Source organism: Ruegeria sp. D4 (assembly GCF_056534475.1).
Window position 1 is genome coordinate 44,267 of sequence record NZ_JBQFPJ010000014.1, and the last position, 19,527, is coordinate 63,793.

At 58.5% G+C, this 19,527-nt stretch carries 14 protein-coding genes; 7 read left to right on the forward strand and 7 right to left on the reverse strand.

What is annotated here, in order from left to right; genetic code table 11:
* Positions 1 to 8 precede the first annotated feature (8 nt).
* From ACR0MI_RS17300 to ACR0MI_RS17330, 7 genes are all read left to right on the forward strand, one after another.
* Positions 9 to 815 (forward strand): IclR family transcriptional regulator, encoded by an 807-nt coding sequence (locus ACR0MI_RS17300; RefSeq protein ID WP_170611200.1) that lies wholly within the window; start codon positions 9 to 11, stop codon positions 813 to 815.
* The gene (locus ACR0MI_RS17305) at positions 812 to 1,870 is read left to right on the forward strand and encodes a sn-glycerol-3-phosphate ABC transporter ATP-binding protein UgpC (RefSeq protein WP_170611197.1); all 1,059 of its coding nucleotides are present in this window, start codon (positions 812 to 814) and stop codon (positions 1,868 to 1,870) included. The genes ACR0MI_RS17300 and ACR0MI_RS17305 overlap by 4 nt, the downstream gene beginning before the upstream one ends.
* A gap of 173 nt (positions 1,871 to 2,043) precedes the next feature.
* On the forward strand, positions 2,044 to 3,003 hold the full coding sequence (locus tag ACR0MI_RS17310; protein WP_170611194.1) for a dihydrodipicolinate synthase family protein: 960 nt from the start codon (positions 2,044 to 2,046) through the stop codon (positions 3,001 to 3,003).
* On the forward strand, positions 2,994 to 3,926 hold the full coding sequence (locus ACR0MI_RS17315) for a 4-hydroxyproline epimerase (protein WP_170611191.1): 933 nt from the start codon (positions 2,994 to 2,996) through the stop codon (positions 3,924 to 3,926). The genes ACR0MI_RS17310 and ACR0MI_RS17315 overlap by 10 nt, the downstream gene beginning before the upstream one ends.
* The gene (locus ACR0MI_RS17320) at positions 3,923 to 5,164 is read left to right on the forward strand and encodes an NAD(P)/FAD-dependent oxidoreductase (RefSeq protein WP_170611188.1); all 1,242 of its coding nucleotides are present in this window, start codon (positions 3,923 to 3,925) and stop codon (positions 5,162 to 5,164) included. The genes ACR0MI_RS17315 and ACR0MI_RS17320 overlap by 4 nt, the downstream gene beginning before the upstream one ends.
* A gap of 9 nt (positions 5,165 to 5,173) precedes the next feature.
* Positions 5,174 to 6,199 (forward strand): trans-3-hydroxy-L-proline dehydratase, encoded by a 1,026-nt coding sequence (locus ACR0MI_RS17325; protein ID WP_170611185.1) that lies wholly within the window; start codon positions 5,174 to 5,176, stop codon positions 6,197 to 6,199.
* 231 nt (positions 6,200 to 6,430) lie between these two features.
* On the forward strand, positions 6,431 to 8,644 hold the full coding sequence (locus ACR0MI_RS17330) for an NADP-dependent isocitrate dehydrogenase (RefSeq protein ID WP_480855009.1): 2,214 nt from the start codon (positions 6,431 to 6,433) through the stop codon (positions 8,642 to 8,644).
* Between the two features lie 470 nt (positions 8,645 to 9,114).
* Here the strand turns inward: ACR0MI_RS17330 and ACR0MI_RS17335 are convergent, their stop codons facing one another.
* The 7 genes from ACR0MI_RS17335 to ACR0MI_RS17365 form a co-directional block, all read right to left on the reverse strand.
* Positions 9,115 to 10,224 (reverse strand): transporter substrate-binding domain-containing protein, encoded by a 1,110-nt coding sequence (locus ACR0MI_RS17335; protein ID WP_170611179.1) that lies wholly within the window; start codon positions 10,222 to 10,224, stop codon positions 9,115 to 9,117.
* A gap of 45 nt (positions 10,225 to 10,269) precedes the next feature.
* Positions 10,270 to 11,532, reverse strand: coding sequence for a transporter substrate-binding domain-containing protein (locus tag ACR0MI_RS17340; protein ID WP_170611176.1), 1,263 nt, complete (start codon positions 11,530 to 11,532; stop codon positions 10,270 to 10,272).
* A gap of 22 nt (positions 11,533 to 11,554) precedes the next feature.
* Complete coding sequence (locus tag ACR0MI_RS17345) at positions 11,555 to 12,340, reverse strand: PP2C family protein-serine/threonine phosphatase (RefSeq protein WP_170611173.1); 786 nt, start codon at positions 12,338 to 12,340, stop codon at positions 11,555 to 11,557.
* Between the two features lie 3 nt (positions 12,341 to 12,343).
* Positions 12,344 to 13,393, reverse strand: coding sequence for an FHA domain-containing protein (locus ACR0MI_RS17350; RefSeq protein WP_170611171.1), 1,050 nt, complete (start codon positions 13,391 to 13,393; stop codon positions 12,344 to 12,346).
* A gap of 209 nt (positions 13,394 to 13,602) precedes the next feature.
* Positions 13,603 to 15,822: a serine/threonine protein kinase gene (locus ACR0MI_RS17355; protein WP_170611168.1), complete on the reverse strand. Its 2,220-nt coding sequence runs from the start codon at positions 15,820 to 15,822 to the stop codon at positions 13,603 to 13,605.
* Between the two features lie 338 nt (positions 15,823 to 16,160).
* Positions 16,161 to 17,453, reverse strand: coding sequence for a dynamin family protein (locus ACR0MI_RS17360; protein WP_170816904.1), 1,293 nt, complete (start codon positions 17,451 to 17,453; stop codon positions 16,161 to 16,163).
* A complete protein-coding gene (locus ACR0MI_RS17365; protein WP_170611163.1) occupies positions 17,450 to 19,492 on the reverse strand; it encodes a dynamin family protein in 2,043 nt (680 codons plus the stop codon). Before ACR0MI_RS17365 ends, ACR0MI_RS17360 begins: the two co-directional genes overlap by 4 nt.
* Positions 19,493 to 19,527: the final 35 nt, after the last annotated feature.

The following is a 19,527-nucleotide window of genomic DNA, read 5'->3' on the forward strand; positions in this document are numbered from 1 at the left end:
AAGCGCCCGTGGCAGGTGAAGGAACAATTGGGAAAGCATGCGATGTGCTGGATCAGGTGGCTGCATTCGGACGCCCGGTCCGTTTCGCGGAGCTGCTGGACAACAGCAGTTTCCCCAAGGCGACGTTGTACCGGTTTCTGCAATCGCTGACCCACCAAAGGATGTTGTCCTACGATCCCGACCGTCAGACCTATGCACCTGGCCTGAGGTTGGTGCGGTTGGCGCATGATGCCTGGACCCAAAGCTCACTGGCCCCGATTGCCCGCCCGTTTCTCGACGCGCTAAGTCAGGAAACAGGGGAAACAGTTCACCTTGCACAGCTTGATTCCAGTCAGGTTTTGTATGTCGACAAACGTAACGCAGCGCAGCCGGTCGAGATGTTCTCGCAAGCTGGCAAAGTCGGCCCCGCATACTGCACAGGCGTCGGCAAGGCGATGTTGGCGCATCTGGATGACGAGGCGTTGACCAAGGCGGTGTCGCAACAAAGCTATCACCGGTTTACCGACAAGACACTTACCTCGGAACAGGCGCTACGCGCGGATCTGGAACTGATCCGGCAGCGCGGATATGCGATCGACGATGAAGAGCACGAGCCCGGCATCATCTGCATCGCATGCCCGATCCTGACTTCGGGCGGGCGCATGTTGGGCGCAATTTCCGTAACCGGCTTCACGGAACGGATGGATTTCACCCAGCTCGAAGCCTGGATTCCCCGTGTCCGCCATGTGGCCGATCAGATCGGTGCCGAAGCTCAGGCATGGCAATTCCCAGAATCCCGTAGGACCACCCGCAAAGACAGGATGCATGCGACATGACCGGAGTTACACTAAACGGCGCGATCAAGCGGTACGGCCAGACACAGGTCATTCACGGCATAGATCTTGAGATCGAAGATGGTGAATTCTGCGTATTTGTGGGTCCGTCAGGTTGCGGCAAGTCCACCCTTCTTCGCATGATCGCCGGGCTTGAGGAAACGACCGAAGGGCAAATCAACATCGGTTCGCGGGATGTAACCCATATGGACCCGGCCAAACGTGGCGTGGCAATGGTGTTTCAGACCTATGCTCTCTACCCGCACATGTCGGTGGCGGAGAACATGGGCTTTGGTTTGCGCATGAATGGCGTCTCGAAAACCGAAATCGACAAGAAGGTGCACGAAGCATCGGAAATTCTGAAGCTGGACCAGTACCTGAAACGCAAGCCGAAGGCTTTGTCGGGTGGCCAGAGGCAAAGGGTGGCCATCGGGCGCGCCATCGTTCGCGGGCCCGAAGTGTTCCTGTTTGATGAGCCGCTTTCGAACCTCGATGCCGAGTTGCGGGTCGAGATGCGGGTCGAGATTGCGCGACTGCACAACGAAATCGGCGCGACGATGATTTATGTCACGCACGATCAGGTCGAAGCGATGACCATGGCCGACAAGATCGTTGTGCTGCGGGACGGGCGGATCGAACAGGTCGGCGCTCCGATGGATTTGTACCGTGATCCGGACAATCGGTTTGTGGCCGGTTTCATTGGCTCGCCCGCGATGAATTTTCTGGAATGCGATGTCGTTGATGGTCAGGTCAGTCATCCTGCACTCAATCAGTCGATTCCGGTTACGGCGTCCGTGCCTTCGGGGGCCAACAAGGTCACGCTGGGCATTCGGCCAGAGCATATCCAGATTGATCGCGGCAGCGAGACCTGCACCGTTGACCTGACCGAAGCGCTTGGCGGGGTGTCGTATTCTTACCTGGTAACGCCGAATGACGACCGGATGATTGTCGAAGAACGCGACGATCAACGCAGCACGCAGGGCGAGCGAATTGGCATTTCGGTCCGACCTGACCGCGCATTACTGTTCGACCCCGAAACCGGGCAGCGCCTGCGCTGAATCTGACACCTGAACCCTGATCAAACAGCGCGTCGAGTCACCGGTTCGGCGCGTTTTGCTTTGGCGCAGAATTTTTATGGATTTTGTATCCAATATCCGTTATTCCGATTCGAAACGGCTCTGACCTGATTTCCTCCTGCCGTACGAAACGCTGCTTCCAAAGGACTTGCCCCATGCCCAAAAATGTCTTCACCGGCACCATGCCCGCCCTCATGACGCCCTGCACACCGGACCGCAAACCGGATTATGACGCACTGGTCCGCAAGGGTCAGGAGATGATCGATGCAGGGATGTCGGCGGTTGTCTATTGCGGTTCGATGGGGGATTGGCCCCTGCTGACCGACGAACAGCGGGTGGAGGGGGTCGAGCGTCTGGTAGCCGCCGGCCTTCCGGTTGTCGTGGGCACCGGGGCCATTAACACAAAATCCGCCGTGGCCCATGCCGCCCACGCGCAAAAAGTGGGCGCCGCCGGCCTGATGGTGATCCCGCGCGTTCTGTCACGTGGCAGTTCGCCGGCGGCGCAGAAGAACCATTTCAGGGATATTCTGACTGCGGCGCCCGACATTCCTGCCGTGATCTACAACAGCCCCTATTACGGATTCGCCACCCGCGCCGAGTTGTTCTTTGCGCTGCGGGCCGAACACTCCAATCTGATCGGATTCAAGGAATTCGGTGGCAAGGACGATCTGCGCTACGCAGCAGAGAACATCACCAGTCAGGATGACAACGTGACCCTGATGGTAGGCGTCGATACCGAAGTCTTTCATGGCTTTGTAAACTGCGGCGCGACCGGTTCGATCACCGGAATCGGCAATGCGCTGCCGCGCGAGGCGCTGTTGCTGGCGGCGTTGTCGCAAAAAGCCGCCACCGGAAGCGCCGAGGCCCGTTTGCGCGCTCAGGAATTGACCGAGGCGTTCCATGTTCTTTCCAGCTTTGACGAAGGCCCCGATCTGGTGCTCTATTACAAGCATCTGTTAGTGCTGAACGGTGAACCGGAATACCGCCTGCACTTTAACGAAAGCGATGAGTTGAATGATGCACAGCGCAACTATTGTGAACAGCAGTATGAACTGTTCAAAAGCTGGTTCGCCGACTGGTCAGCGCAGGGCGGGGTGATCGCTGAATGCATGTGATCGACAGCCATACCGGGGGCGAGCCCACGCGGGTTATCCTGGATGGCGCACCTGATCTGGGCAATGGCCCCATGGCCGAACGAGCCCGGCGACTGGCAACCGAGCATGAGGAGTTTTACCGCTCCATCATGCTCGAGCCGCGCGGGCAACCGGCCATGGTCGGCGCATTGCTGGTCGAACCGGTTGATCCGACTTGTGTGACCGGCGTGATCTATTTTGACGTAGACGCAGTGCTTGGCATGTGTGGTCATGGCACCATTGGTCTGACCGTGACATTGGCCCACTTGGGTCGGATCGGGCAGGGCACCCATCGCATCGAAACTCCTGCGGGGGTGGTGACGGTCGAATTGCATGACGCAAACACAGTGACCGTGACAAACATCGAAAGCCGCCGGGTACAGCGCTCTGTCACCCTGGACGTGCCAGCGTACGGGCCGGTGACGGGCGATCTGGCTTATGGTGGCAACTGGTTCTTTATTGTCGATCCCAGTCCAATTCCGGTTTGTGTCGGGAATATCGCAAAGCTGACGAATATGGCCGTGGCCATCCGCGAAGCCTCGATCGCGCAGGGTATTGGCGGCGAACAGGGTGAACCGGTTGATCATGTGATCTTTCAGGGAACGTCTTCGACGGATGGCGTTCATAGCCGCAACTTTGTTCTGTGTCCGGATGACAATTACGACCGCTCGCCCTGCGGCACCGGTAGTTCGGCACGGCTGGCCTGTTTGGCGGCGGATGGAAAACTGGCCCCGGGCGAGGAGATCGTGCAGGAATCTGTGATCGGAAGCACCTATCGCCTGTCTTATCAGCCGGGCCCGAATGGAGGTGTCATACCCTCGATTACCGGGCAGGCCCATGTCATGGCCGAGGCGAAGCTGATCTTTGCCGAAAATGATCGGTTCAAAGCCGGGATTGCGACGTGAAGCATTCGGATGTTGTGATAATCGGTGCCGGTGTCATCGGCATAACAACTGCGCTTGAGCTGCAGCGTCGGGGTCATAATGTTCGCGTGCTGGACCGCGAAGGCGTCGCGGCGCAGGCTTCTGCCGGCAATGCCGGAGCGTTTGCCCTGACCGAGGTCGAGCCGCTGGCGACGCCGGGCATCATGCGCAAGGCACCCAAATGGTTGCTGGATCCGCTGGGGCCTTTGTCAATTCCCCCTGCATATGCCCTGAAGATCACGCCCTGGATGATGCGGTTCTGGCAGGCCAGCCGTCCGCGCCGGTATCACGAGCTTCTGGCCGCACAGGCGGGCCTCATGCGCCTGTCGGGCGCTGCGCTGGAGCGTCTGATTTCGGACGTCGATGGCGACGCGCTGATTCAGCGGGATGGTCAGATGCAGCTTTATGAAGGCGAGGCAGAGTTTCGTGCCAGCCTGCCCGGATGGGAAACACGCCGCCGTCACGGGATCGCGTTTGAACTGCTGGAAAACCGTGAAGCCATTGCCGAGTTGCAGCCTGGTCTCAGCCCCCGCTTTACTCATGCCGGTTTCACACCGGGTTGGATGAACACGGTCGATCCAAAAACTTGGGTAGGCCATCTGGCGCAAGCGTTTCTGGATCGCGGCGGCCGGATCGAGCAAATGGAAATTCGCGCCGTTACTCCCCGGGACACATCGGTGCACTTGAGCCATGCCGGTGGAACGGTTGAGGCCGACAAAGTTGTCGTCGCTTCCGGTGCGTGGTCGCATGAACTGGCGCGCACTCTGGGCGATCACATCCCGCTGGAGACCGAGCGCGGCTATAACACGACCTTGCCAGAAGGCGCCTTCGATCTGCGGATGCATCTGACCTTTTCCCGCCACGGATTCGTGGCCAGTCGCATCAACGGCGGCGTGCGCATCGGGGGTGCTGTCGAGCTTGGTGGGCTGAAGCTGCCTCCGAACTTCCGGCGGGCGGACACCCTTTTGCAAAAGGCGACGCAGTTTCTGCCGGGGCTCAGGACCGAAGGTGGCACGCAATGGATGGGATTCCGCCCGTCGCTGCCCGACAGTATTCCGGTGATTGGCCCTGCACGCCGTTCACGCAATGTGATCTATGCGTTTGGCCATGGTCATCTGGGTTTGACCCAGTCAGCAGGGACCGCTGAAATGGTTGCCGACATCCTTGTCGATAATACTCCTGAGATTTCCCCTGATCCCTTTTCTGCCACCCGGTTTTAAGGAGCCCTCATGCGCAGCGTGAAGACAATTCATGTGATTTCAGCCCATGCCGAAGGCGAGGTCGGGGATGTGATCGTTGGCGGTGTCGCGCCGCCCCCGGGCGACACGCTGTGGGACCAGCGTTCATTCATCGCAAATGATCAGACCTTACGAAATTTTGTCCTGAACGAACCGCGGGGCGGAGTATTTCGGCATGTAAACCTGCTGGTGCCGCCCAAACATCCTGACGCTGATGCGGGTTTTATCATCATGGAACCTGAAGATACGCCGCCGATGTCCGGATCGAATTCGATCTGCGTATCGACCGTGTTGCTGGATGGCGGCATCATCCCGATGCAGGAGCCCGAAACCCATCTGACGCTGGAGGCGCCCGGCGGCCTGGTCCGTGTCCGGGCCGAGTGCGAGGGCGGCAAGGCCAGACGTATCTTTGTGCAGAACCTGCCCAGCTTTGCCGACAAGCTCGGCGTTCCACTCGAAGTTCCGGGCGTCGGAACGTTGCAGGTCGATACGGCCTTTGGAGGCGACAGTTTCGTTGTCGTCGATACCGCCGCTCTGGGCTTTGAGATCACCGAAGATGAGGCGCGTGATATCGCGCGTATGGGTGTTGCAATCACAAATGCGGCGAATGAACAGATTGGTTTTTCCCATCCCGAAAACCCGGATTGGGATCACATCTCCTTCTGTGCCTTCTGCGGTCCTTTGGAGGAAGCTCCCGAAGGGGTGCGCGGCAAGTCCGCCGTGGCCATTCAACCGGGTAAAGTCGATCGCTCACCCACCGGCACGGCGGTCTCGGCACGCATGGCGTTGATGGCCGCCAAAGGACAGATGCAGGTCGGCCAAACGTTCGAAGCCATTTCCATCATCGGTTCGCGTTTTACCGGTCGAATCGTCGAGGCAACACGGCTGGGCGATCGCGCGGCTATTGTCCCGGAGATCAGCGGCCAGGGCTGGATTACCGGCATTCACCAACACATGCTGGATCCCGATGACCCTTGGCCGGGCGGCTATCGTCTGAGCGACACCTGGGGCGTCTGAGGCAGCAAGGCCGACCCTTTTTCTGCGCCGTTTCATCTGGTTCACCCAACCCCGTGTCAATTTGCGCGCGTTCCGGTGATTGATCCCGGGGCCATCCTGTTTTATGGGAGGCCCTGTCAAATCAGAGTAACCAAGGGGCAGCATCCTGATCGTGCCCCTGCCGCGCCACGTTGATGTGGCATCAACTCTTGGATCGCACGCCCCTGAAAGGCTTAAAAAAGGTAAGGGAATATGGCAGAAAAATCGAACTTCGATATATTGTATACCATTGTAGACGAAGCGCCGGAGCTGGCGAGCGCATCGTTCCTGCCCATCATTCGCAAGTTCGCTTCGGCCGCTGGCGTGAGTGTCGGCACCAAGGATATTTCGCTGGCGGGCCGCATTCTGGCAACCTTCCCCGAGAACCTGACCGAAGATCAGCGCATCACAGACGATCTGGCCGCACTGGGTGAGCTGGTGAAGACGCCGGATGCCAATGTGATCAAGCTGCCGAATATCTCGGCGTCGGTCCCGCAGCTGGTTGCAGCCATCGAAGAGCTGCAATCGCAGGGCTACAATATTCCGGACTACCCGGAAGAGCCTTCGACTGACGAGGAAAAGGCGATCCGCGCACGTTATGATGCCATCAAAGGTTCGGCTGTTAACCCGGTTCTGCGTGAGGGCAACTCGGATCGTCGCGCGGCCCGTGCGGTCAAGAACTACGCTCAGAAGAACCCGCATTCGATGGGTGAGTGGGTGTCGGACAGCAAAACCAAAGTGTCTTCCATGTCTGGCAACGATTTCTATGCCAATGAGAAATCAGCCACCATCACGGCTGCTCAGGCGGGTGATGCCAAGATCGAATTTGTTGGCAAGGACGGCAGCGTGACCGTTCTGAAAGATGCCTGGCCTCTGGCCGAAGGCACTGTTGCCGACGCGACCTTCATGTCGGTCAAGGCACTGTCTTCGTTCCTGGCGGACGCCATCGAGGACACTAAAAAAGATGGCACCATGTTCTCGCTGCACATGAAGGCGACGATGATGAAGGTCTCGGACCCGATCATCTTCGGCTATGCGGTCACGGCATGGCTGGCACCGGTGTTCGAGATGTTTGGCGCGGAACTGGACGCTTTGGGCGTGAACCCGAACTCTGGTCTGGGTGATCTTCTGGATCGCGTGAAGGGCAACGCCGACATCATGGCCGCGATCGACGCGATCAAGGCGGACCGTCCGTCGATGTACATGGTCGATAGCGACAAGGGCATCACCAACTTGCACGTCCCGTCGGACGTGATTATCGACGCGTCGATGCCCGCCGTGATCCGTGCAGGCGGCAAGGGCTGGGACGAAACCGGCGCGAAGGGTGACACCAACTGCGTGATTCCCGACCGCTGTTATGCGCCCGTCTATGATGAGGCCATCAACTTCTTCAAAGCCAACGGCGCGCTGAACCCGGCAACTGCCGGTGCCGTGGCCAATGTGGGCTTGATGGCGCAGAAGGCGGAAGAATACGGCTCGCACCCGACCACCTTCCAAGCACCCGCCGATGGCACGATCCGTATCGTATTGGCCAATGGTGAGACGCTGCATTCGCATGAGGTCGAAAAGGGCGATATGTGGCGGTCCTGCACCGTCAAAATGGCTCCGATCGAAAACTGGATTGAGCTGGCGAAGGATCGTCAGCGCCTGACCGGTTCCGAGGCGATCTTCTGGCTGGACGCAAACCGCGCCCATGACGCAGAGCTGATCAAATACGTCAAACCGGCGCTTGAGGCGGCTGGCGTCGCGGACAAGTTCCTGATCATGGCCCCGCGTGAGGCGACCCGTCAGTCGCTGGAGACCATTACAGCAGGCAAGGATAGCATCGCGATCACCGGCAACGTCCTGCGTGACTACCTGACCGACCTGTTCCCGATCCTTGAACTGGGCACGTCGGCCAAGATGCTGTCGATCGTCAAACTGATGAATGGCGGCGGTCTGTTTGAGACCGGTGCGGGTGGCTCGGCGCCCAAACACGTGCAGCAGTTGGTGGAGGAAAACCACCTGCGCTGGGACTCGATGGGTGAGTTCTGTGCGCTGGGTGAATCGCTGAACTTCCTGGCCGACAGCAAGGGCAATACTAAGGCCGGGGTTCTGGGTGCTGCAGCCGAAGCCGCGACGCAAGGCATTCTGGACAACAACAAATCGCCCAGCCGCAAGGTTGGCCAGCCCGACAACCGCGACAGCCACTACTGGTTTGCACGATATTGGGCCGAGGCGCTGGCTGCGCAATCCGATGACGCCGATCTGGCCGCCGAATTTGCCCCGGTTGCCAAAGAACTTGCCGACAAGGAAGAGCAAATCCTGTCCGAACTGGCTGCGGCGCAAGGCGCGCCCGCCGATCTGGGTGGATACTATCACGCAGATCCGACGAAGGCAGCCGCGGTCATGCGCCCCAGCGCGACGTTGAACGCCATTATCGGGTAAAACTATCCAGGGCCGCGCGTACCTGTGCGGCCCTTTACGGATAGTAAATATCCAATGAGCCAAGTAAAAAGGGACTGACCCCCAAAGTCAGTCCCTTTTCAAGTGAGTGGAGAGGCTCAGGCCTCACCGGTGCTGTTGGGGTCAGAATATCAAACCCGGCAGCTTCCGATATTGGGGGTTTCCCGTAGTTGGGGTGTTTTTTGCCCGTCCGAAAGCAGACCGAGTGCCGTTATTTGGATATTGGCGCTGGCAGGCTGAGATAATGCAGCCGCTTCATTTCCCGCCGTCCGACGGTCACCGTGTCCAGAATAATCCCGGATACAAAGGACAAAAAGGCGATCAGCTTAGGCTTCTTTCAGTTCCGTGATGCGGCGCCCAACCACCATGTCCAGGCCAGGGCACTGGGTTATCACGAACAAAAAAGGGGCCGGTTGCGGAACCGGCCCCAGTGTATCAGCTGAACCGAGGGATCAGTTCGAAGCTGCCATAAGTTTCTCGTTGTGCTCGCGCAGCGTGTCAGAAACGATGGCGTACCATTCGCCGGATTCACGCATTTCGTTCAGGCCCTTGTTCAGCATCGCCAGATACTGCTTGCCGAACGGGTTGCTCCGGTGGCTGATGAAGCGCAGCGAAGACAGCGAGGTCACGAAGGGGTTTTCCACCATGTCGTTCTGGTTCAGGCCCATTTCGACCATGGTGTCCGAGAACAACTGAACTTCGAACGTCGCGACGTCGGCGGTACCTGTCAGAACAGCGTCGAGGCATTCGCGCGCGGTGATGGGTTGCATCAGGGTCATGGATTCGCCGTTGTGCAGGCCTTCCTGTTCCAGATCGTGGATGAACCAGCCGTCCATGCGGCAGATGGTGGACCCTTTCAGCTCTTCGAAAGTTGTCGCGCTTGCATAGCTGCTTTCCGGCAGGGTGTAGAACCCGACCACGATGTCATAAACCGGAACGGACGAGTCGAACTGGGTGCAGCGCACTTCAGTTTCCCACGACCATTCGTAGGTGCGGTTGGTGCAGTCGGGCATGTTCCACGCCATGGATACGTCAAATGCCCCCAAAGGCAGCAGCGTTTCCAGGTGCGAGTTCCAGTCGTCCACGAAGCTGACCGAATAGTCGCGGGCGTTGCCGCCACGCTGCAGGGCAGTGGTGCCCAGGCGGGTGATTGCACCGCCGCCGTTCAGCGATTCATCGGCAAACGGTGCCCAGCCATTGCCGGTGACCAGTTTGATCGGCGGTTGGTAGACGCTCGACCGCTTGACGCTGGCCGCGCGCTGTTCTTCCGCCGCGATGATTTCCTGTGCGGTCTGACCGTTGGGCAGGCTGCCGTCCTCACAGGGCAGGGCCAGAACCAGGCCCGGTTCCAGTGCGTTCGGGTTCGTAATGACGTTGCGGTTCGCGTTGAAGATCGGCTGATAGTTCGACGTTCCATAAGCCGCGATGGCGATGGTTGCCATCGTATCGCCATCCTCGACGGTGTAGTTGGTACAGGCTTCCTGTGCCGCCGCCGCGGTTGCGCTCAGTGCTGTGACGGCGGTGGCCGACATTACCACTTTCTTCAGATCAATATTAAACATGTCCACTTCCTCCAGACTTTCTTGTGTGTCAGGCCGATTGCGGCCTTAGCCATTTTCCATTTGGTGACGCAGGGCGGTCGACACGATGTCGCGCCATTCGCCCGATTGCTGCATGATTGCCAGACCCTGGTTCAGCGTCTCAAGGATTGCCTCCCCGTCAGGATTGTCCTTGTGGGTCATGATGTTAAGCGACTTGATCGCCGCCAGATTGGGGTTTTCGATGATGCGGTGTTCGTAACCCAGCCGACCGATTGCCTCGACCGCCAGGTGTGCCTCGATGGCGACGATGTCGGCGGTGCCTTCCATGACGGCGTGAAAGCAGTCATCCGGCGAAACCGGACGCATCAACTTGATCGCCGGCTCGTAAAGGCCGACCGTATCCATGTGCGACAGAGACCAGCCTTCGGGGCGGCAGATCGTGGTGCCCGCGAAATCCGCGTAGGTCAGTGTCTGTTCATAGCCCGAACCTTCGCGGGCAAAGAAGGTGTCAACAACCTCGTAGAATGGGTTGGAAAAATTGTAGGTCTCACACCGCGAACGGTCCTTGTCCGAAAGGGCTTCGGCCTCTTCGCAATTGGGGCGCGACCAGGGGAATGTCGCGTCGAACGCCAGCGTCGGCATCAGCAGATCCAGATGCGACGACCAGTCGTTGACGAACTGGATCTTGTAGGATTGCTCGGGCGCGGCCCGCAGCATCGCGGTTTCGACCAGATAGGTATATAACCCTCGGTTCGGCAGTGCCTCATCCGTGAAGGGTGCATAATTTCCGCCGGTGATCAGCAAAATCTGGCGATCCCGAACCTCGGGCCGCTCATTGTCGCCTGCGTTGCGGATCAGCGCTGCAGCTTCGGCGCGTGCGGCTTCAATTTCTTCTTTGGCCGCCGCTTTGGCCTCGATCACAGCGTCTTCGCTGGCCTTCTTGGCCTCGGCTTCGGCTGCTGCAACGCGGGCTTCGGCGTCGGCAATGGCTTTTTCGGCCCGCTCTTCTGCGGCTTTCACCAACTCGGCAGCCATTTCCGCGGCGATGCGTCCGGCTTCGGTATCCGGCACTGCTGCCTCGCGTCCGACCTCTTCAAGGCAGGGGAAAGTCAGAATATCGCCGACCCGAATGATGTTCGGGTTCGAGCCGATGACATCCCGGTTCGCGTCGTAGATAAACCGATAGTCTTCAGTCGAATAGACCTGTATCGCTAGTTCCCGCAGGCTGTCGCCTCGCTGAATCTCGTAGGTACTGCACGCCTCTTGCGCCGAGGCCGCGCCCGTCGCGGCTGCGAGAGCCAGGCTTGATATGATCAGATGGTTTCTCATGGGTCCTGTTGCTTTGCCTGTGTTAGGGTATTGCCGGTTTCACCACGGCGATTGATACGTTGTCCTGATCGGGGTCGTTTTTGGCTTGCAGGGCGCGAAGCAACGCATCCGCCAGATCCTGTGCCAAGGCCTGCGCATTGTCGGTCACGATGGACCGAATTTCCGCGTCGTTGAGGTATTGCAGCCCATCGCTGCCCAATATCAGGATATCAGCGGCTTCCAGCTTCAAAGGCTGTTCAGGGCAATCGACTTTGGGAATAGCGGCGCCCATGACCACCGAAGTCAGTTGATTGCGGTCAGGGTGAGCCTGCGCTTCGGCCAGGGTCAGAGCACCTTCGGCAGCTTGTGCGTCAATCACGGGCGCCATCGAGTGATCTTCATTTATCTGGGTCAGCTGGCCATTCCGGAACAAATAAAGCGGACTGTCACCGATCGAAATCCAGAACGCGCGTTGGCCCAGCAGCAGAAGACCAAGCAGGGTCGAGCCCATGTTGAATCCGTCGCCCTGTTCTTCGCTGTGGTTGGCGATAGCGGCATTGGCCTGCATGGCGGCCAGAGGCAGGGCGTCGATCAGGTCAGCTTCGCTTGGAGTGTCCGCCTCAAGCTCGGCGTCCAGTGCCCCGCGCCAGGCGGCGATCACCAACTCCGAAGCTATTTCACCTGCAGCGTGACCGCCCATTCCGTCGGCCACGATCACGTAACCTGCGTTGCACGCGTCAAACATGCGCGATGCAATCGCATCTTCCTGCGTGTCGCGCTGACCCTGATCCAGGATCAGTGCAATATCATATGCCGGGGTCGCCAGCATCTATCAGGAATCCCGCCAGTCAAAGCCGTCATCACAGAAAGCAGCGAAACGGATCGAAGTTTCGCTGATCCGGATCAGGTCGCCGCTGGACAGAGCCACAGTGCTGAGCACCGGCTTGCCGTTCAGGCGCACAAGATTGGCCTTGCCGCCGTGCCCCAGGTAGCATTTGCGATCTTCGGGGTCATAGGCGATCACGGCGTGGTTGCTGCGCGAAATACCTGTGTCGCCGAAGTCCAGCTGAATGGCCTGATCGTCATTGCGGCCGATCTGCATCAGGCCTTCAGTCAGCGTGATGCACGCACCACGACCTGGGCCGGATGTGACAACCAGCCAGCCAACAGGAAAGGTCTCCTGTGCAGCTTCGGATTTGGCGACCGGTTCGGCCGTTTCCATCAGATCCTGCACATGTGTGTCGGCACGCTCAAACCCCAGGAAGGTTGTCTTCACGCGGCTGCGGCGATCATCGGCGGCAACGGGCGCTGCCGGGGTTTCCTCGACCTCCGGGGCCTGTGCAACTTCCGTTTCAGGCACCTGGACGATTTCCGGTTCGGCGACCTGCATCACTTGAGGTTCGTGTGACTGCACGGCTTCCGGTTCCGGCTGAGTTTCCGGCTCTTCAGGGTCTTCGATTACTTCAACTGCGGCTTCGTCGGCCTCAGGGGTTTCTTCAACCGCCTCAACTTTGGTAACTTCAGTCGTCAAGTGCAGAGTTACAACTTGATCATCCTGTGTCTCTTCGGGCTGTGGGGCTTCCGGTTCTGCTACCGCGTCTTCTACTTCGACCTGCGCTTCGTCATCCGAGGAGTCCACTTCAGTTTCGCCTTCAGCGAAGTCTGGCATTTTTTCTTCAGGGATCAGTTCGTCGGCTTCTTCGTAGCTTTCGGCCGAGAGGTTTCCACCGCCCAACGCTGCGCGCAGTGCGTTGAAGTCCGCGATCGGCTGCTTGTTTTCCGGGCTTTCTTCCGCCGGGGCGGCAACGTCTTCGGTTTCGGTTTCTCTTGCTTTGCCGGCACCTTCGAGAAGCCGGCTGAGAGGGCTTTTATATTTGAACATGGTGTCGACACCTTTGACTTTGGGCACAGGACGACTGTCCCGCGCGGCTGCTACTCACCTCCGCGCAACATGCGCAGCGGCACCTACGATTTGAGAAACCAGAGAACTAACTTAACTTTCCGCGACGGGCCGGTTCCCGTCAGGGTTGCGGGTTTGACCCGCGACCCTCAGCAAACACACACTGGCAGATCACATTTCAAACTGTCCGATCACTCCCTCGCCAAAGGCATGGTGGCAGACGTGTCCGCACCGTTGCGCAACACAGTCAGCCGTGCCTGGGGCTGATTTTCCGAGACCAGATCGGCCAGTACAGCATCCAGGCTTTCCGGGCCGTCAATGGCCAGACCGGTATGCGTTTCATTCCGCAGAACATCCCCTTGCCGAAGGCCGCCTGCTTTACCTGCAGGGGCACTGGTGACAACCGTCTGCCAGCCGTCACCGTTGTGACGGATATCAAAGGCAAACCCATTCTCCAGCCCGAGCTTGCGATGAGCAGGCAACGCCAGCAATCCGTTCTGAGCGCGGGTCTTGCCCAATGGGCGATAGCGTGCAGATACCCGGATATAGCCGTCCGGATCGACCTTTAGGTCATCCAGAACTTGGGCGGCAAACGTCACATCCGAGCGCACTGGATTGCCATTCAGTGTGAAAATCGCGGCACCGCGTTGGACCCATTCACCGATGACGCCCATGTCAAGCGACGGATCAACCTCGGTAACGGCGATCACGTTACCGGTTGAGGCGCGGCGTTTGGCGGTCGCAAAAGGAATTTCTACGTCCCAATGAGCGAATGCAACTTGCGTTTCAGCGAGGTTAACCGGTGCCGCCGGGGCCGCGGGTGTTTCTGTTTCCGCTGTTCCCTCGGCGGTCTTTGCTTCGGCCTCGTTCAGGGCCGCCGGTTTGGCCTGTGTCTGCTCGACAGGCTGCTCCTGGGGGTCTTCTTCCTGTATGGTGACGGGTTCGGCAGGTGTGACAACTGCTGTTTCCGTTTCGGTCTGAAGGGTCTCGACTGCGGTGGTGTCTGCACTGACCGGCGCCGCAACCTCTGGGGGTTCTTCGACTGGGGCGGCTGCAACTTCGGTCTTTTCTTCGGCGGGTTCCGCGGCAATTACCGCAGGTTCCGCCGTTTCGGCCGCAGGTGTGGCTATTTCCGTGGTGCTGGAGATATCGGTGCCTTTGTTGCTCTCCATAAAGATGTAACCACCTGCCGCAAGTGCTGCGACTACGGCAAGGCCGGCAATCATTTTGCCGCTGCCGCCTGACCGGTTTTGTACAACGGTGTCTACCGCAACCGGCTCGTCGGCCTTGGGCGCGAATTTGGCCAGATCTTTGTCATCGTCATTGCCGATGACGATGTCCTGGTTGCCCGCGAGCAGGGCGGTAACCACCGCCTCAGCATTTTCGCTTTCGGCCTTGATGCGGGCTTTTTCTTCCTCGTCATCTTTGCGGTCCATGCCGACGATGACCGACACAGGGCGATAGGCAAAGCTGTCGAACATCACGCTCGGACCACGGAACATCCGCAACCACTCCAGCGCGTTTTGCAACCGGTCCGTGGCGTGAACTTCCATCGCCTTGTCAATCGCTTCCAGAAATCCCTCGGGATAACCTTCAAATTGACCGGCCAACGGAGTGTAGGGGTCATCCTGGCTGCTGTTGAAGGCGTTCAGGCGGGTCTGGCCATCTATGGGGCGTTCGCCGCTGATCGCGTGGTACAGGGTCGCCGCAAGAACATACAGGTCGCTGCTTGGGCCTTGCTCGGCCCCGCGCACATAGAATTCGTGGGGGGAATAGCCGTCCTTGATCACGCGAAGCGTCAGAAGAGCCGCGCTCTGATGTGCTGCCTGTTCCCGGGCCGCACCAAAATCGATCAGAACAGGATCGCCGTTTTCGTCGATAAGAATGTTGTCGGGCGAGATGTCACGATGCAACATGCCGCTTTGGTGAATGAAGGACACGGCCGACAGCATTTTTTCGGTGACCTGAACGATAAAGTCGGGCCCGCCATCGTTTTCCGGGTTCTCGACGTAGTCCAGCAGGTCGCAACCCCGGATCAGGTCCATGGCGATATACGCGGTGTCATTGTCTTCGAACACCTGATGCACATCGACGATATTGGGGTGGACAAGCCGAGCGTGGTTGCGGGCTTCCTGAATGAACAGGTCGATGATCGCGCGCAGATCTTCCTGATATGAAGGGTCGTTGGGTTCCACCAGATCGCCATTCCGGCGGCAAAGGGCACCGGGATAGCATTCCTTGATCACCACATCGCGCTCCAGGCTGTCGCGCGCCAGATAGGTGATCCCAAATCCGCCGTTGCTGAGATAGCGAAGGATTTCATACTGACCGCGCAACAGCTTTGCGCCCGGTTCTAATCCTTCAATTTTCGGTTCGTCGTGCGATGCACCGACTGCCTGGTTGCGGCTCATTCTTTCCACCCGTTCTAAACTTTGCGGCGTAATGACAACCGGGCAAATGGCCCTCGAACTCACAACCAGAAACAACCGCAGAACACTTGAGAACGGTTAGACGTTTCAAATTTGACTTTATTGGGGCCACCTGATGGCTTCACTAAGGATCGTTTTTGATCAAAAACTACATACAGTAACAGAGGCGGGTGTTGTAGCTATATGTTGTGTTCCAGCTCGTCAAGCGTGTGAACTGATCGTCCGCTAAACGCTCTTGGTCCACGAAATAGAAACAATAAAAGGCCGATTCTGCCGGGCTCGATTCGCGATATCCAAGATCAATTTTAAAGAGAAAATTGTCAGGTGCCGGTTTTCGGTTGTGGTGAGGAAACCTTGCTTCCGGCCCAGGCCAGGTTGTCGCCCAGCTGCGCCAAGATGCTGATCGCGTCCTTGAGCGGCGCATCGCCACTTTCGAACTGAAGCAACAGCAGCAGGTCAGTGGCCTTTTCGAACTCACCCGGTATCCAGTCTGCCTCGGGGTCGATTTCGTCCCCCTGTTCCAGACGTTCGGCGAAGTCTTCGACGATATCCTGGCAGCTTTGAAGGAAGGCTGCGGGTTCGATACTGGACGATTCCCGCAGGTCCTCGTAGATGCTGGTGATTGCGGCCAGCCAGTCTTCCAGGATCGGGTTGTCCAATGGGGGCAGGGCGGTCCCGAGCGCCGTGTGCATGGCCGACGCATCGGCGCTTTCTGACTCCGGCGCCGGTTCCTCACCGGGCAGGCTTTCCAGATAGGGCAGAAATTGTTGCCGCAGGTCGGTGCGAGCGGCCTCCAGATCCTTCAGGCGTCGGTCGGATGCGACTTGCAATACCTGTTCCGCTAAATTTCGCCCGCCGCATGTTTCCCATAGGTCGAAATCGGGCTCGGGCTCTTGCGCCATTGCCTTGACCGCTATCGGTGTGCCGATTGGGACAACCGTACGGAACAGGTCACCTTTTTCCTTGTTCAACCGAGCCAGAACACGATCCAGCGCATCGCGGACCGGCGGCAGATCGGTATGAGTGACGGCCAGCAGGCTGTTTGCCCGCAGTTCTTCCGGAACCCGGGCCCACAGATGACGTTCGGTTTCGCGCCAGGCATTGGTTCCGATTGTGCACCAGATCGCGCAGTCGACAAACTTCAGAAGGTCCAGCGTTTGCTTGTACGTATCGTCAAGCGCACCAGACCCCGGCAGATCGAACAGTGAGATTTCCTTGAGTGCAGGTGTATTCAGCCCGACTGAGATGAAATCGGGATTGTCCGCAGCCGCCTTCTCAAGCGCTATGCCAGAGTACACCCTTGGCTCTTTATCCCACCACCCGACGGTGGTTTCCGGTGTATCGGCATAGGCAACAATCACCAAGGGCAGTTTCAGATGTTGCGGCCCGGTCGGCAGTATGTCGGCCCCGGCCAGCATGTTGGCCAGACTGGATTTGCCAGCCCCGAACTCGCCCGCGAAACCGATATTGACAGCATTGGACAACCGTTCGGCGTGGGCCAGCGCACGCTCGCGCATTTTGTCCAGCGCCGTATCGGAAGGCAATGCCTCCGTCGCGGTCAGAAAGAGCTCAAGCTGACGCACCTCCTTTTCGGTTCCGGGAAATTCAATCATTCAGCAGCCTCTGCTTGTGTGTTTTCCGCCAAATTCGGCCCGAATACGGAACCCAGTTCATCGGCAATCCGCCGGGCGCGATCATATGCGGTCTGCGCCTGTGTTCTCGCATTTGCCTCTCCGCTACCGGCGCGATGTTCAAGATGTCCGGCCAACAGAGCCATGTAGTGATCCAGAACGGTATTCAGACGTTCCAGTAAATCCCCGCGCGCGGTGTCGACCAGATCATCACCGATCATCTCGAATTCCTGAACGATCATTCGTTCGGCCCTGGATACCACACTATTACGCGATATCAGGCGAGAGAGCCAGTTCACACGCAACTCTACCGTGATTCCGCGTGTCAGGGCGGTTGTGTCCGGCCGGTACCACCGCACGGCACTGGTGTTCATGCGGTTGTCAGCCGGATCATGCCAGCCTGCCAGTGTCCGCAGTGCCGCGTTGCATTGCATGTCGATGGCGTAAAGTTCGCTCAGCATCCGTTGACGGACGACCTGCGTCGCCCCCTGAACCAGTTCCCGCATCCGGTCGCGCAGCGGGGTAAAGTTCAATTCGGTATCGCCGCCCCTGATCAGCAGCGGCGATTGCCCGTTCGGTCCGCGCACCACGCCCGATACGGATTCAGCCACCGTGTCATCCATGACACCTCGCAGATTGGCCAGAACGTCGTCCATATTATTTGTGATTTCGCTGGTTTTTTCGACCACCAAGGCGCGAAGATCGCCCAGCGTCTTGTCGTTTTCATCCGCACTTGAAGTGTCTTTGCCGGAATCGACTTCCAAAGCGCGAAGATGCGCGCCAGAGCGTTCAACCTCGCCCTTGGCGAAACTGTTCAGGTGCTGCCACGCCATGCGCATCTGTTCGTTCCGGGGGCCCTCGGTGAGGGCGCGGGTCACATGCCGGCGCAGATCCGGAAGGCCCGAGGCGATCATGGCCGCAAAGCGCAGGACACCTTCGCGACTGATGGGACCGGGCCCCTGTTTGATCTCCTCAACACCTTTCAGATATTGCTTCATCTGTTCGGGATGGGCTCGCAACCAGGCAAGAACGTGATCGTGATTGATCCCGGTGTCATCTCCGGTGAGGGCATAATGTGCCCATTGGGCACTGCCCATCAAAACGTCGATATCCGAGTTTCCAAGGGCTTTCTCAAGTCCGTCGCGAACATCCGCACGCACTTTCGTGGCATCTTCGGCACCACCGCCCAGTTCGTCCACGCGGTTGATAAACACGACGATCTGGCCCAACTCCAACGCCTGCATCAAACGGAAGAGTTTCAGGTCAGCCCGGGACAGGGCCTGATGCGCCGAAAGAACCACAACAAAAAAGTCGGATTCCTTCAGATACTGGCGCGAGATTTCCTCGCGGATCAGCAGCGGGTCGTTGACACCGGGTGTGTCCGTGACGGTCAGCGGGAACGGAAAGTGGCCGATGTCAAAATAGACTTCGGCCTTGCGGGTAATGTCACTGTAGAGGCCCCGGTCAGAACCGGGGTCGTGCGTTTCAGTATCGGTTGGATCATCCCCGGCGCAGACATAGCGCGCCAGATCGTCCGTATTGAGATGCTCCAGATCGTGGTGCTGACCCAGCAGTTGTTCATAGCTTTCGCCCAGACGCAGCCGGGCGCGGGTTTTCATCGCCTCGACCTGTTCCTCGATCATCTCGCGCTTATAGCTGTCCTCGTCGTCGGGGAACATGTTGCGCAATTCTTCACCTTCGGCGATCAGCGCCTGCCATTGGCGATTGTCGAAGAAATGAAACTCGGCCCCGTCCGTCCGGCCCGAAGGATGCCCGAAATGCATATCGGTGATTACGGTGGTCCACGGGTTTACATCCGACGGAAGGAACTCGGCCTGCCCGGTGAAGCCATTGATCAGACGAGACTTACCGGCCTTGATCTGACCGACAAAAGCGATGGAGGGCCTCAGATTTGTAAGGTCTCTGACAATGCGCGAAATGAACTGACGGGTTTCGTCATTGCTCACTTCATTCATGTCTTCTGCGATGCGAATTAACTCGCGACGATTATTTTCACTCATAACATTTTACCTGTTTACTCGTACTCACGGATTGA